The following is a 13,587-nucleotide window of genomic DNA, read 5'->3' as shown; positions in this document are numbered from 1 at the left end:
CTCAGGCCCCCATCAAAAATTCAACCATCAGGTCTTTCACCTGTGCAAACATTTCAGCGCCCGTGAGGGTGTTACAGCCCATAGCCCGTGCAGCCTCAATCATCGGCGTCACAGCGGGCGAAGTGATCACGCAGCCCACCCACATGGCGGGCTTGAATTTCGTTGAATCGATCGGGTGTGGATCGCCCGCTTTCATGCCGATCGGTGTGGCGTTGATCACGATGTCAAAGTCTGTGGGGTCACTGCTGCCCGCCACCACAGAGCATTGCCCCAACAAGGCCAGACGCTGCAACAGCGCGTCACGGCGCACGGTGTCTTCGTCATGTATAGCCAGCTCGCACACGCCGCCCGTGACCATCGAATACGCAATGGCCGAACCGGCACCACCTGCGCCCACCAGCAATACTTTTTTGCCTTGCAGGCTGCAGCCTTTGAGAGCCAATGCCTGTGCATAGCCCAGGCCGTCAAACATGTCGCCATGCCAGCTGCCATCGGCGTTGCGGCGCAAGGTGTTTATGGATTGGAGGAATGCACCCCGATCAGAGGTGGTGGCGCACAAATCAAAGTAAGCGAACTTGTGCGGCACCGTGACGATGATGCCGTCCACATTTTTGGAAATCGACACGCCGGATGTCCAGGTCACCAGATCGGCCTGGGTCACATGGGCCGGGATGCACAAGGCGTTCAGCCCAGCAACTTGAAAAGCCTGACTCACACCGGCAGGCGATTTGACCTGGGCGATCGGATCACCCACGATGAAATAGATACGCGAAGCGCCGTCCAACTGAAGTGGTTTGGTTATGGTCATGACTGAGATGATACATAAAAACAGAATTAAATTCCATTTATGAATTCATTTCCAAAAATCAATATACTTGTGGCATTGAGGCAGCACACACCCACCGAAACACCCATGCACAAGTTCCCTCTGGCCGTGATTGGCGCTGGCGTGATTGGCCGGACCCACATCGAACGCATCCTGAAAACACCCGAGTTCACTCTGGTGGGCGTGGCAGAGAAGGGCGAGGCCGGTCGCCAATGGTGTGTCGAGCGCCATATCCCCACGTTTGAAAACCACGAAGCGCTGTTGGAGTCCACCCGTCCCCAAGGCGTGGTGATCGCCACCCCCAACGTCACCCATGTAGATGTGGCCGCCGATTGCATGGCGCGCGGCATGGCGGTGTTGATTGAAAAACCGGTGGCCGACACGCTGGCCGCCGCCGAGCGACTGATCCAGATCGAACAAGACACTGGCGTGCCGGTGCTCGTGGGGCACCACCGCCGCCACAACCCGATCTTGCAAAGGGCCCGTCAAATCATTACCGACGGTCGCCTGGGCCAGGTGCTCAGCGCCAACGTGATGGCCAACTTCTACAAGCCCGAGGCCTACTTCGATGTGCCCTGGCGCCGCCAAGCAGGTGGCGGGCCGGTGCTGATCAACCTGATCCACGACATCGACATGCTGGTGTACCTGCTGGGCGAAGTGCGTGCCGTGCAAGGCAGTCTGTCCAGCGCGGTGCGGGGCTTTGAAGTCGAAGACACCGGCGCGGCCCTGCTGGAATTTGCGGGTGGCACGCAAGCGGTCATGACGGTGTCGGACACCACCGTCTCGCCTTGGTGCTGGGATTTTTGTGCCGGCGAGCAAGGCCAGTACCCCCGCCAAAATGTGCAGTCCCACTTTTTATCAGGCACACAGGGCTCGCTGTCTCTGCCCGATCTGGATTGGTGGCGCTACCCCGGCGAGCGCCACTGGCACCGCGAAATGGTGCGCGAACAAAGCCGAGTGCACGACACCGATGTGTACGTTCAGCAATTGCGGCACTTTCGCGCGGTGGCCGAGCGGCGCAAAACCCCCATCTGCTCGGCACTGGACGGCTGGCGCACTTTGCAAGCCACCTTGGCCTTGCTGCAAGCGGCACGCAGCGGTCAACGTCAAACCTGCTCGGCCTTCTCGGCGTCAAGGAATCCCACATGAGCGGCGTTCTCGAACGGACTTTGAGCATCCTCGAATTGCTCTCGCAACACGGCGAAGGCCTGGAACTGGCCGCCATTGCCGATCAGCTCGACATCCCGCGCAGCGGCACACACCGCCTGCTGACCGACCTGGTGCGCCTGGGCTATGTGCGCCAGACACGCGGCCACGGCGACTACCTGCTGACCACCAAGCTGGTCTCGATGGGCCTGAGCTACCTGAGCAACAGCGGCATCGTGGACATTGCCCAGCCCTTGCTCAACCGCTTGGCCGAAGTTTCGGGCGAGCTGGTGCGCCTCTCAGTGGTCGACGGCGAGCGCCTGACCTGGGTGGCCCGCGCCCAAGGCGCACGCCAAGGCTTGCGCTACGACCCCGACATGGGCAGCGATGCGCGCTTGTCGTGCTCGTCCTCGGGCTGGGCATTGCTGTCGACTCTGAGCGATGACGCGGCACTGGCGTTGGTGGCCAAACAAGGTCTGGGCCAGCCCGAGCAATTCGGTCCCGCCGCCCCCACCAGCTTGCAAGCCGTGATGGACGCCGTGGCCCAAACCCGCGAGCGTGGCTACAGCCTGACAACCGACACCTACACCGCAGGCCTGTCGGCCATGTCCGCGCCCGTGCGCTTTGCCGGACAGCCCGCTTTTGGCGTGCTGACCATCGCTGGCCCCACGGTGCGCTTTACAGCCGAAAAAATGACCGAGCTCGCACCCGAGTTGCAGAGCATCGCGCAACAGCTGGCCGCATCCAGTGGCGCATCGCCCTTCTTCAGCCTTACAGCCGAGACCGGCAGCGCCACCGCTACCGAAGGGCGCAAACCGATTTACGCGGTGTGATGTGAGCGAGCCGATGAACACAGTAACGCCTTCGACCGAACACTGCGACCTGCTGGTCGTGGGCTCTGGTGCGGGCGCGCTGTCGGCCGCCGTCACGGCGGCGCACCTGGGCTTGCAAGTCATCGTGGTCGAAAAAGACCCGCAATACGGCGGCACCACGGCTTGGTCGGGCGGCTGGATGTGGGTGCCGCGCAACCCGCTGGCCATCGAGGCGGGCTTGGTCGAGCGCATCGAAAAACCGCTGTCTTACCTGCGCCGCGAACTGGGCGAAAAGTTCGATGAGTCCCGGGCGCTGGCCTTCCTGAACAATGGCCCGCGCATGGTCGAGTTCTTTCGCCGCCACACCGCGCTGCAGTTCATCGATGGCAACGCCATTCCCGACTTTCATGGCCACACGCCCGATGCGGCACTGGGTGGCCGCTCGATTTGCGCAGCGCCTTTTGATGCCCGCCAACTGGGCGATCGCCTGCACGACCTCAAGCCCCCGCTGCACGAGACCACCCTGTGGGGCATGGGCATCGCTTCGGGTGCTGAGCTGCGGCATTTTTTGAACGCGCTGCGCCAACCCGCCTCATTCTGGTATGCCACGAAGCTGGTGCTGCGCCACTGGCGTGACCTCCTGGTGCACCGCCGTGGCACGCGCCTGGTCAATGGCAATGCGCTGATCGGCGGTCTGGCCAAATCCGCATTCGATCTGGGCGTAGAGATCCGCATGAACAGCCCCGCCGTACGCTTGCTCCAAAGCGGTGGTCGCGTGACTGGTGCCGTGATCAAAACAGCCCAAGGTGAACAAAGCATCCAAGCCCGTTGTGGCGTGGTGCTCGCCACCGGCGGCTTTCCGCACGATCCGGCGCGCAAACAGCAACTGCTGCCGCATGCCCCCACCGGCCACGAGCACTGGTCGGCTGGCAACCGGGGCAATACGGGCGATGGCCTGCGTTTTGGCGAAAGTGCAGGCGGCGTGGTGGCGGGCGATCTGGTGCAAGCGGCAGCGCTGGCCCCCGTGTCTCTGGTGCCCCGCAAGGACGGCAGCGTGGCGCACTTTCCACACCTGATCGAACGCGCCAAGCCCGGCCTGATCGCCGTCGCGGCCCAAGGTGCACGATTCACCAACGAGGCCAACTCGTACCACGACTTCATGCAAGGCCTGCTGGCTGTAACACCCGCCGATCACAAGCCCGAAGCCTGGCTGGTCTGTGACCACCCCTTTATCCGTTACTACGGCTTGGGTGCCGTCAAACCCGCGCCCATGCCGCTGGGGTCGTGGCTGAAAAACGGTTACCTGAAACGCGGCAAAACACTGGCCGAATTGGCCCAGGCCTGCGGCATCAACGCGCAGGGCCTGCAAACCACTGTGCAGCGCTACAACGCGCAGGCGCAAGACGGCAAAGACCGCGACTTTGGAAAAGGCGAAACGCCCTACAACCGCATCCAGGGCGACGCTATCAACGCCACGCGGCGCGGCATGCGCAACCCCTGCATGGGCCCCATCGGAAGCGGCCCGTTTTATGCCGTCAAAGTCGTCATGGGCAGCCTCGGCACATTTGCCGGTTTGCGCGTCAACGACCACGCACAAGTCATCAACGCCCAGGGTCAGGCTATCCCCGGTCTGTACGCCGGTGGCAACGACCTGAGCAGCATGATGGGCGGCCACTACCCCGCAGGCGGCATAACGCTCGGCCCCGCCATGACCTTTGGCTTCATCGCCGCGCACCACGCCGCAGGACGCGATCCAGCGTCCACCTGCGAATACCCAATCACCCACAAGTCAAACGACAACTCGAAAGCCAAGACCATGTACTACGAACTCGCCACCATGACCCTGCCCTTTGGCTCTGCAGGCCAAGCCGCCACCCATGTGCAGGCTTTTGCCACGGCCCCTGAGGCCCAAGGCGAACTGCTGGGATGCTGGTTCACCGACATCGGCGTGCTCAACCAGATGATCGTACTGCGCGGCTTTGCCACATTGGACGCTTTGCAGACCGAACGCGAACGCACCCAGCAAAGCACCAACCCGTTCGGCTGCGGCGAGATTTACCAGTCGCTGGAGCAACACAGCTACAAAGGCTTTCCCTGGATGAAGCCGGTGCGCCCCAGCGCTGAAAGCGGCATCACCGGACCGGTCTACGAGATCCGCACCTACGGCATCAAAACCGGCGGCGTGCAACCCACCATCGACCTGTGGGAACAGTACGTGCCCACCCGCGACAAGCTCTCGCCTTGCGTGGTAGCCATGGTGGCGCTCGACGGCCCGCTGCGTTTTACCAACATCTGGGCTTATGACAGCCTGAACGCCCGTAGCCAAATCCGCGGCGAAGCCGTGGCCCAAGGCATCTGGCCACCCAAGGGCGGCCCCGCGCACCTGACCACGAACATGGTCTCGACCATCGCCATGCCCACGGCAGTGTCCCCTCTGAAATAAAGCCCATGACCCGCATCTATTCCCTCGCTTACCTGAGCTCGCACCGCTGCACGCCCGCCGAGGCGATCGGTGTCGCGGCGAAAACCGGCTACAGCTTTGTCGGCCTGCGCCTGTGGCCCAACGCCGTGGGTGCGCCGCAGCAGCACCTGCTGGGCCAGCCTGACGCCCTGCGCGAAACCTTGGCGGCTCAAGCCGACACCGGCGTGGGTGTGTTCGATCTGGAAATCATCCGCATCGGCGAGCAGTTCGACCCGCACACCTGGGATGCACTGTACGACGCAGGCGCGGCTCTGAAGGCCAAGGCCATATTGGTGGCCGGAGACGACACCAACGAAGCGCGCCTGACCGAGAACTACGCCCGCCTGTGCGAGGTGATGAAGCCTTTTGGCATGACCGCCGACTTGGAGTTCATGCCCTGGACAGCGGTGAAAGACGCCAACGCTGCGCTGCGCATCGTGCAAGGCGCGGGCAGCCCGGCCAACGCAGGCATCCTGGTCGACGCGTTACACGTTGGCCGCTCCACCACCACACTCGATGACATCCGCGCCATCCCGCGTGAACTGTTCCATTACGCCCAAATTTGCGATGCTTTGGCGGGCTTGAACTTCAGCACCGAGCAAATGATCCACACCGCCCGCTGTGAACGCCTATTGCCCGGCGACGGCACCATCGATTTGCAGGGTCTATTCGACGCCCTGCCCGCCGACCTGCCGGTGAGCGTGGAAGTCGTGAACTTTGGCCGTGAAGCGAACACCTCGGTCAAGGACTGGGCCGCCGAATGCCTGGCCAAGAGTCGGACCTTTGTGGAAACCTGAAGCGATGTTCACACGTTTTGAAAAACTCTCCCGCCTGCCATTCTTCTTTGGCGCACGTTGGTTCAGCAGTGCTTGAATGGCGTCTTTTGCCCGACGAGAAACCACTTTCGAACATCTGGAGCACCCATGGACTTTTCCCTGAACGACGAACAAAAAATGATGATCGAAACGGTGCGCCGTTTCATCGCTGAAGAATTGCAGCCTCTAGAAGAGGAAGTCGAGGACAAAGGCTTTCTCGATAAAGACATAGCACAGGCCATCCACGACAAAGCCAAGGCTCTGGGTTTGTACGGCATGAACATGCCTGCAGAGCTGGGCGGTGGCGGCCTGTCCAACATGGACCGCATCCTGTGCGAAGAGCAGTTCGGCCACACCACCGACATCCTGATCCGCCGCGCCTTTGGCAATGTGTACGAACCCCTGCTGCACTGCAAGGGCTCGCAAATTGAGCGCTGGCTCAAACCCTCTGTGGCGGGCACACGCACCTGCGCCATCACCATCACCGAACCCGGCGCGGGCTCGGACGCCGCAGGCATCAAAACCAACGCCAAGAAAAACGAGCAAGGTTGGGTCCTGAACGGCTCCAAGCACTTCATCAGCGATGGCGAGTGGAGCGACTTCTTTTTGGTGTCGGCCAAGACCGGCGAGAAAGAAATCTCCATGTTCATGGTCGACAAAGGCCTGGCCGGTTTCACAGTGGGCAAAGACCAAAAAATGATGGGCCTGCGCGGCACGCCGCACCTGGAATTGTTTTTTGACAACGTGCAACTCGAAGACGCCGCCCTGTTGGGCGAAGCGGGCCAAGGCTTCAAGCTGGCCATGGGCGCGCTCAATGTGGTGCGTCTGGCCCAGGTGGGCGCTCGCGCCGTGGGTAAGGCCACGCATGTGTGCGAGCTGATGCTGAACTGGGCCAATGAGCGCAAGCAGTTCGGCACCAAGATTGGCGACTTCCAGATGGTGCAGCAGATGATCGCCGACAGCGTGATCGAGATCAACGCCGCCCGCTGGATGGTTTACCACGCCGCTTGGATGCTGGACCAAGGCTTGGACGCACGCGAGCAGATCGCCATGGTCAAGGTGCACGCCGCAGAAACTTTGGGCCGTGTGGTGGACCGTGCGGTGCAGGTGTTTGGCGGCATGGGCTTTTGCAAGGAGCTGTCCATCGAGCGCTACTACCGAGACGCGAGAATTTATCGCATTTACGACGGCACCAGCGAAATCCACCGGGGCGTGATCGCGAAAAGTACGATGAAAAAAGGCGCAGCGCTGTTTGACGTGAACCGCTGAGGCCCGACATGCAAAGCAAATTCATGACCGCCACACAAGCGGCACAACTGATACAAAACGGTGACACCGTGGGCCTCATGGGTGGCGGCGGCGGCTTGATGGAAGCGACCCATTTGTTTGAAGCGGTGCAAGAACGCTTCCTCAGCACACAAACACCTAAAAACCTGACCGTCATCCACGCCCTTGGAATTGGAGACAAAAAGACCAAAGGCATGAACTGCTTCGCGCACGAAGGTCTGGTCAAACGCGTGATCGGAGGCCACTGGGTCTGGTCACCGGCCATGCAGAAACTGGCCCTGTCTAACAAGATCGAGGCCTACATCCTGCCCGGCGGCGTGAGCAGCCAACTCATGCGCGAAATAGGCGCGGGCCGCCCTGGACTCATCAGCCATGTGGGCCTGGGCACGGTGTGCGATCCGCGCCACGGCGGGGGCCGCATGAACGATGCAGCCCAAGATAACTTGGCTGAGGTCGTCACCATCGATAACCGTGAATGGCTCCGCTACAAACCCTTCCCCATCCATGTGGCCATCGTAAGGGCCAGCGCGGCAGACGAAGACGGGAACGTCAGTTTCGAACACGAAGCGGCCAACCTCGATGCGCAATCATTGGCATTGGCCGCACGCAACAGCGGCGGGAAGGTCATCGTGCAGGTCAAGGAACGCTTGCCCAAGGGCGCACTCAAGGCACGCGAAGTACGCATCCCTTCGGCCTGGGTCGATGCCATCGTGGTGGACCCTGAACAGTCCACCAGCTACGCCATCCCGTTCGATCCAGCCTTCAGCGGCGAACTAACGGGCACAGCCCGTGCAAAAAGCGAAGCCGAAGACCATACCCGCGAAGTGGCCGCATCGCAAGAGACTTTCAGTGAACGGCAGGCGGTAGCTCGCCGGGCATACCAGGAACTTTTCAACACAGGCAAGGACCGCCCCGTCATCAACTACGGCGTGGGTGTGCCTGACGCTGTTGCTAAATTGATTGCGGCTCGCAACGAGCAACACCGTATCTACCAAACCATCGAGCACGGCACCTATGGCGGCACACTGATGGACGGTGAGCTCTTTGGTTATGCCCGCAACGCTACCGCCATGCTGGACGCTGCGACGCAGTTTGACTTTTATGGTGGCGGCGGTTTGGACATCGCATTTTTGGGATTTGGCGAGTTTGATGAAGAAGGCTCGGTCAACGTATCGCGCTTGGGCGGCGTTACCGTCGGCCCTGGCGGCTTTATCGACATCGCGCAAAACGCTAAGAAAGTGGTGTTCTGCGGCACATTGGCTGCCAAAGGTGTGAAGCTGGCGACCGGCGACGGCCAAATACGCGTGACCGCGCAAGGTGCTGTGAAAAAACTGGTCAAAAAAGTCGACCAAATCACCTTTTCGGGACCCCAAGGCCTGGTGCGAAAACAGGAAGTGCTCTATCTGACCGAGCGCGCTAGCTTTCGCCTCACTCCCAACGGCATCGAATTGTTCGAGATTGCGCCGGGCATAGACCTGCACAGCGACGTGCTAGAGCAGATGAAATTCACACCGCTGATTGCCCAAAACCTGAAGGTCATGAAGGCGGCCTACTTTAAGTCCTGATGCCCAAACAAAAGAAGATGTCACAGAAATCCTCGTACTTTTATACCAACCAAGCTTTTGTCAGACCAACGTCACGGTCTATTGCCAGATGGCAATATCTGTGTTCGGGCGAACGCCTCACCACCCAAAGGCTTCAACCGCTTGCTCCTCCACTATGCCAACACCGTCAGCCAAGTGGGTCACACACATGCTTGCTGCACGAGTTGTAGGAAAGGTGTAGGGCCTTTGTCATAGGCCAACTCATATGTCGGGCAATGTCGCGCTTTGTGAAGACTCGAATGTTGGCTTGGCAGCTTCATTTGCTGAATATATGTCTTAACTGAAAGACCGCTCCCAGCGGCGGATTCAACTGGTCGATGCAACACACTAACCACCGCATAGGCGGAAGGAGTGTTGCAAATGAAACAGCGACGAAGAATTTACTACTCTGAGAGCCAGAGAGCGCTGATGTGGGAGCGTTGGAAGCAAGGCTGGACGCTTCATGAGATCGGAAAGCTCTTTGATCGAGCTCACTCATCTATCCATCAAATACTCGCGCAGACAGGCGGAATCCGGCCAGTACCGCGATCACGCTCATCGACTGCATTGACATTGGCCGAGAGAGAGGAAATCTCAAGAGCTCTTGCCACTGGTGAATCGATTCGGTCAATCGCTGCTGGGCTTGGGCGAGCGCCATCGACGATCTGTCGAGAAGTTCAGCGCAATGGCGGACGTGACAACTACCGAGCCAGCCAAGCCGACAAATCTACGTGGGCGCGTGCGCAACGCCCTAAGCGCTGCAAGCTCAGCGAGAACCGCGCATTGGCCCGTATCGTGGCGGCAAAGCTGCGGATGTTCTGGTCTCCCGAGCAAATCTCAGGCTGGCTCAAGCATACTTACCCGTGCGACGAAAGCCATCACGTGTCACACGAGACCATCTACCGCAGCCTGTTCATTCAAGCGCGTGGCGCTTTGAAGAAGGAATTGCTGGCGCACCTCAGACGCACTCGGGGAATGCGGCGATCTCGCCATTACACCCAAAAGACAGCGATTCATGGTCAGATCGTTGATGCTGTTTCGATCAGTGAACGGCCTGCCTGCGTCGAAGACCGTGCGATTCCTGGCCATTGGGAAGGCGACTTGGTATTTGGAAGTGGCAACAGCCAGGTCGCAACGCTTGTTGAGCGCCAGACGCGATATCTGATGCTGATCAAGCTCGATGGCAAGGATTCGCAGACAGTGGTCAACGCCCTTATCAAGAGCGCTCGAAGGTTACCGCAAGAGCTCTATAAATCACTGACTTGGGATCGTGGCACGGAGATGCACGGGCACAAGAAATTCACGATGGCAACCGACATCCAAGTCTACTTCTGCGATCCCAAAAGTCCCTGGCAACGTGGCAGCAACGAGAACACAAATGGGTTGCTCAGGCAGTACCTGCCCAAAGGCATGAACCTGTCTGGCTACTCTCAAATTCAGCTCAACGCAATTGCACGACAATTAAACGAGAGGCCGCGCAAAACGCTCGGCTTCCAAACGCCCGCTGAGATGTTCAGCGAATGTGTTGCACTGACCAGTTGAATCCGCCGCCTTAACCAGACTCCCATAACCCAAACCAGCCACATGCTTGGTCAGTGATCGAGACATGGATCCTCGGGGCAAGCCCGAGGATGACAGATGAAACGGTTCCTCTGCTCAAACCTAGGACGACAGATCACTCAACCAAACACCTCGGTATCGACTTCGCTGTTGGCCTGTGCGTTGTAGCGGTCGCCGGCCACGGTTTTCTGGTTGATCAAGGCGTCCAAGCGAGCCATCATTTCTGCATCCAGTTTCACATTCACCGCCGCCAAATCGTCCAACAGGTGCTCGACCGAGGTGGTGCCAGGAATGGGGATGATGTCCTGGCCTTGGTGCAGCAGCCAAGCCAGTGCCAGCTGCGACGGGCTGCACCCGGCCTCTTGTGCAAGCGCGTGGTATGCGGGCAAGAGCTTCAGGTTGGCGGTGTAGTTCTCGGGCGCGAAACGCGGCATGCTGCGGCGGATGTCCTTGGCGTCAAATCCGGCCACGTCCAAAGCCGCGCCGCACAAAAAGCCCCGCGCCACAGGACTGAAGGCCACAAAGGCCACGCCCAGTTCACGACACGCTTGCAGCACCGCAATCTCGGGGTTGCGCGTCCACAGCGAATACTCGGTTTGCAGCGCCGCAATCGGGTGCACCGCATGGGCTTTGCGCAGCTTGCTGGCCGACACTTCGGACAAGCCAATCGTCTGGATCTTGCCCTGGCGCACCAAGTCACTCAAAGCGCCCACGCTGTCTTCAATGGGCACGCTCTTGTCCCAGCGGTGCAGGTAATACAGGTCGATCACCTCGGTCTGCAGGCGGCGCAGCGCGTCTTCGCAGGTCTTTTTGATCGTCTCGGGGCGCCCGTCAATCACCCGCACCTTGCTGCCGTCGCTTTGTTCCACGCCCTGCATGCCGCATTTGCTGGCCAGCGTGAAGCGATTGCGGTGCGGCTTCATCACTTGGCCGACCAGGGTCTCATTGGCGCCAAAGCCATAGAGCGCGGCGGTGTCGAAAAATGTCACACCCTGGTCCAGGGCGGTGAGCAGCACACGCTCGCCCTGTTGGGCCGAGACGGGCGCACCATAAGCATGGCTGAGGTTCATGCAGCCCAGACCGATGGCGCTGATGGAAAAGGAGGCGATTTGGCGGTTGTTCATGGCGATATCTTAGGCGCTCGCGTGCCCCCCCATGCGCGGCCCAAAGGCCGCTCTCTCGTGATCCGTCTCATCAATCCGTGGACACCACCAAAACCACTTTGGGCCACCATCCGGCGGCATCGGGCCGGATTTTGGTGTGATCTCGCCACCGAGCTTGTTTCGTTGATCCACGTGCCGGTTCCGCAAGCGTGCACGGGCCCTAAGACCTGTGGCTGACCCACTGCGGCAGCGGTGCTGATTTGTGCAGCACGTCCTGGTGCAGCCAGGTAGCGCTGCGCCGGGCGCGTTCGGCGACGGTCTCCAGAGGCAGCTGCTGGTAGTCGTCGTTGAAGACCTCAAAGCTGTAGTCGCCCCGGTAGCCAATGCGGTCCAGGCGCAGCACCAGATCGGCCAACTGCTCGCTGTGCACGCCTTCACCCGGGAACACGCGGAAGGTGCGGGCTGTGGTCATGCGCTCTTCAAAAGTGGGGGTTTCTTGCCACATGAAGTCGGACAGTTGAACCAGAAAAATCTTGGACGGGTCCAGCTCATCGATGGCGTCCAGCGAGGTTTTGGCGGCAAAGATGTGGAAGGAGTCGATGCCGATGCCCAGATTCGGACAGTCTGCGCGGCACACCACATCCCAGCTGGTGGTGAATTCGTTGACCGTGCGCCCCCAGGACAGCGCTTCGTAAGCGATCTGGATGCCCAGCGGTACCGCCAGCATGGCGAGTTTCTTCAGGTCGGCAGCGATGGCGTCGAGGTCTTGCGTGGCGTGGCGCGAAGTGGACGAGCACGCCAGCAAGACTTGGCTGCCGGTGGCCGCGCACATCTGGAGCATGGCTTTGGCGATGTCCAGTTTGTAGCTGTGCAGGTGTCCTGACAGACCCTCAAAATCGCGCAGCACCTGAAACCCTGTGGGTCGCATGCCGCTGGCCTGTACCGCCGCCACAGCGGCCTCTACACCCCCCGGATGCGTGACCAGATCTCGTGCCATCAACATCACCTGAGAAAACCCAGCACCTTTCATGGCGGCCAGCTTGGCCTCCAGGGTACCGGCCATGGTGATGGTGTCCATGCCGTAGCCGTCGAGCATGTTCATGCGTGGCCTCACTGGTGAACCAGCTCAAAAGCGACCGAACCCAGCGCAGCTCGGGTCAGCGCACCCCGGTCTTCGGGGTGCAGCTGGGTGGATTCGACAAACTCCACGCCGCGCGCCTTGAGCGCAGCCACGGCCTGCCCCACATCGGGCACGCCAAAGCCGATGCGCTGCAAGCACTCGGGGCTGTCGTCGGCGTCCATCCACGGCTCGGGCTCAATCAGCTGCCACAAGAAGGTGCCGCAAGGGCTTTTCATCAGCTTGCCCTTGGGCAAGATGCCAAAGCGCTCTTCATCGGGAATGCTGCTGAAGTCGAACATGTGTTCGTAATAGGTCTGCCAATCGGCGCTGCGGGCCGCACCGATGTACTGCACCACGCCAAAGTAGCTCATGCCGGCCAGCGCAGGGGGGTTGGGGTCTACCGTGGGAATGGGTTTGAAGTCGATGTCGTAGATCGAGAACTCTTGCCAGCGGTCCACAAAGTAAAAGCGGCTACCACCCGGGCCGTGGATGGCTGGGATGTGCAGCTCCATGGCCTGCGCGTGGCTGTCCACCTTCCAGGCGCCCAAATCCAGGCAGCGGGTGTGCGCCTTGAGGGCGTCCTGAACCCGAAAGGCCACGGCCGAGATCACCGGCTGGCCGTCGACCGTGCCGCTGACGCGGGCGTCATCCGGGCTGGCATTGACCACCAGATTCATGGCCCCCTGCCGGTACAGCGTGACTTCACGCGAACGGTGGCGGCCCACAGGTCGAAAGCCCATGTTTTCAAACACCTGACCCAGCGCCTGCGGGCGACTGGTGGCGTATTCGATGAATTCAATGCCCGCAATGCCCAAGCGGTTGGGCATCTCGGGAACGGCTTCGCGGTGTGCTGGGTTCAAGGTCATCTCGGGGC

The 13,587-nt window shown here is 60.5% G+C and carries 11 protein-coding genes; 7 read left to right on the top strand and 4 right to left on the bottom strand.

Annotated features, from left to right (window positions below):
- Position 1 precedes the first annotated feature (1 nt).
- On the bottom strand, positions 2-808 hold the full coding sequence (locus LHAB_RS09515; protein WP_090045735.1) for a shikimate dehydrogenase family protein: 807 nt from the start codon (positions 806-808) through the stop codon (positions 2-4).
- Positions 809-913: 105 nt separating this feature from the next.
- Here LHAB_RS09515 and LHAB_RS09510 point away from each other — a divergent pair, with 105 nt between their 5' ends.
- From LHAB_RS09510 to LHAB_RS09480, 7 genes are all read left to right on the top strand, one after another.
- Complete coding sequence (locus tag LHAB_RS09510) at positions 914-1,975, top strand: Gfo/Idh/MocA family protein (RefSeq protein WP_090045733.1); 1,062 nt, start codon at positions 914-916, stop codon at positions 1,973-1,975.
- Positions 1,972-2,805, top strand: a complete 834-nt coding sequence (locus LHAB_RS09505; protein ID WP_090045731.1) for an IclR family transcriptional regulator — start codon at positions 1,972-1,974, stop codon at positions 2,803-2,805. The genes LHAB_RS09510 and LHAB_RS09505 overlap by 4 nt, the downstream gene beginning before the upstream one ends.
- Before the next feature lie 13 nt (positions 2,806-2,818).
- Positions 2,819-5,227 (top strand): FAD-dependent oxidoreductase, encoded by a 2,409-nt coding sequence (locus LHAB_RS09500; protein ID WP_090045728.1) that lies wholly within the window; start codon positions 2,819-2,821, stop codon positions 5,225-5,227.
- A gap of 5 nt (positions 5,228-5,232) precedes the next feature.
- Positions 5,233-6,042 (top strand): sugar phosphate isomerase/epimerase family protein, encoded by an 810-nt coding sequence (locus LHAB_RS09495; protein ID WP_090045725.1) that lies wholly within the window; start codon positions 5,233-5,235, stop codon positions 6,040-6,042.
- A 126-nt stretch (positions 6,043-6,168) separates the two neighbouring features.
- Positions 6,169-7,329 (top strand): acyl-CoA dehydrogenase family protein, encoded by a 1,161-nt coding sequence (locus tag LHAB_RS09490; RefSeq protein ID WP_090045722.1) that lies wholly within the window; start codon positions 6,169-6,171, stop codon positions 7,327-7,329.
- An 8-nt stretch (positions 7,330-7,337) separates the two neighbouring features.
- Positions 7,338-8,912: an acyl CoA:acetate/3-ketoacid CoA transferase gene (locus tag LHAB_RS09485; RefSeq protein ID WP_090045720.1), complete on the top strand. Its 1,575-nt coding sequence runs from the start codon at positions 7,338-7,340 to the stop codon at positions 8,910-8,912.
- A 399-nt stretch (positions 8,913-9,311) separates the two neighbouring features.
- Positions 9,312-10,472 carry an IS30 family transposase gene (locus LHAB_RS09480; protein WP_090045718.1) on the top strand — a complete coding sequence of 387 codons (1,161 nt, stop codon included), beginning with the start codon at positions 9,312-9,314 and terminating at the stop codon, positions 10,470-10,472.
- Positions 10,473-10,609: 137 nt separating this feature from the next.
- Here the strand turns inward: LHAB_RS09480 and LHAB_RS09475 are convergent, their stop codons facing one another.
- From LHAB_RS09475 to LHAB_RS09465, 3 genes are all read right to left on the bottom strand, one after another.
- Positions 10,610-11,614 (bottom strand): aldo/keto reductase, encoded by a 1,005-nt coding sequence (locus tag LHAB_RS09475; protein WP_090045715.1) that lies wholly within the window; start codon positions 11,612-11,614, stop codon positions 10,610-10,612.
- A gap of 199 nt (positions 11,615-11,813) precedes the next feature.
- Positions 11,814-12,695 carry a sugar phosphate isomerase/epimerase family protein gene (locus LHAB_RS09470; RefSeq protein WP_090045713.1) on the bottom strand — a complete coding sequence of 294 codons (882 nt, stop codon included), beginning with the start codon at positions 12,693-12,695 and terminating at the stop codon, positions 11,814-11,816.
- 8 nt (positions 12,696-12,703) lie between these two features.
- On the bottom strand, positions 12,704-13,579 hold the full coding sequence (locus LHAB_RS09465) for a 4-hydroxyphenylpyruvate dioxygenase (protein WP_090047864.1): 876 nt from the start codon (positions 13,577-13,579) through the stop codon (positions 12,704-12,706).
- Between the last annotated feature and the right edge of the window lie 8 nt (positions 13,580-13,587).

This window comes from Limnohabitans sp. 2KL-27, assembly GCF_001269345.1.
Classification (GTDB): domain Bacteria; phylum Pseudomonadota; class Gammaproteobacteria; order Burkholderiales; family Burkholderiaceae_C; genus Limnohabitans_A.
Note: the sequence above shows the minus strand (reverse complement) of the source record. Positions and strands in the feature narration are given on the sequence as shown.

Coding starts and splice junctions, on each gene's coding strand:
- LHAB_RS09515 (WP_090045735.1), bottom strand. CDS start 808: ATGACCATAACCAAACCACTTCAGTTGGACGGCGCTTCGCGTATCTAT.
- LHAB_RS09510 (WP_090045733.1), top strand. CDS start 914: ATGCACAAGTTCCCTCTGGCCGTGATTGGCGCTGGCGTGATTGGCCGG.
- LHAB_RS09505 (WP_090045731.1), top strand. CDS start 1,972: ATGAGCGGCGTTCTCGAACGGACTTTGAGCATCCTCGAATTGCTCTCG.
- LHAB_RS09500 (WP_090045728.1), top strand. CDS start 2,819: ATGAACACAGTAACGCCTTCGACCGAACACTGCGACCTGCTGGTCGTG.
- LHAB_RS09495 (WP_090045725.1), top strand. CDS start 5,233: ATGACCCGCATCTATTCCCTCGCTTACCTGAGCTCGCACCGCTGCACG.
- LHAB_RS09490 (WP_090045722.1), top strand. CDS start 6,169: ATGGACTTTTCCCTGAACGACGAACAAAAAATGATGATCGAAACGGTG.
- LHAB_RS09485 (WP_090045720.1), top strand. CDS start 7,338: ATGCAAAGCAAATTCATGACCGCCACACAAGCGGCACAACTGATACAA.
- LHAB_RS09480 (WP_090045718.1), top strand. CDS start 9,312: ATGAAACAGCGACGAAGAATTTACTACTCTGAGAGCCAGAGAGCGCTG.
- LHAB_RS09475 (WP_090045715.1), bottom strand. CDS start 11,614: ATGAACAACCGCCAAATCGCCTCCTTTTCCATCAGCGCCATCGGTCTG.
- LHAB_RS09470 (WP_090045713.1), bottom strand. CDS start 12,695: ATGAACATGCTCGACGGCTACGGCATGGACACCATCACCATGGCCGGT.
- LHAB_RS09465 (WP_090047864.1), bottom strand. CDS start 13,579: ATGACCTTGAACCCAGCACACCGCGAAGCCGTTCCCGAGATGCCCAAC.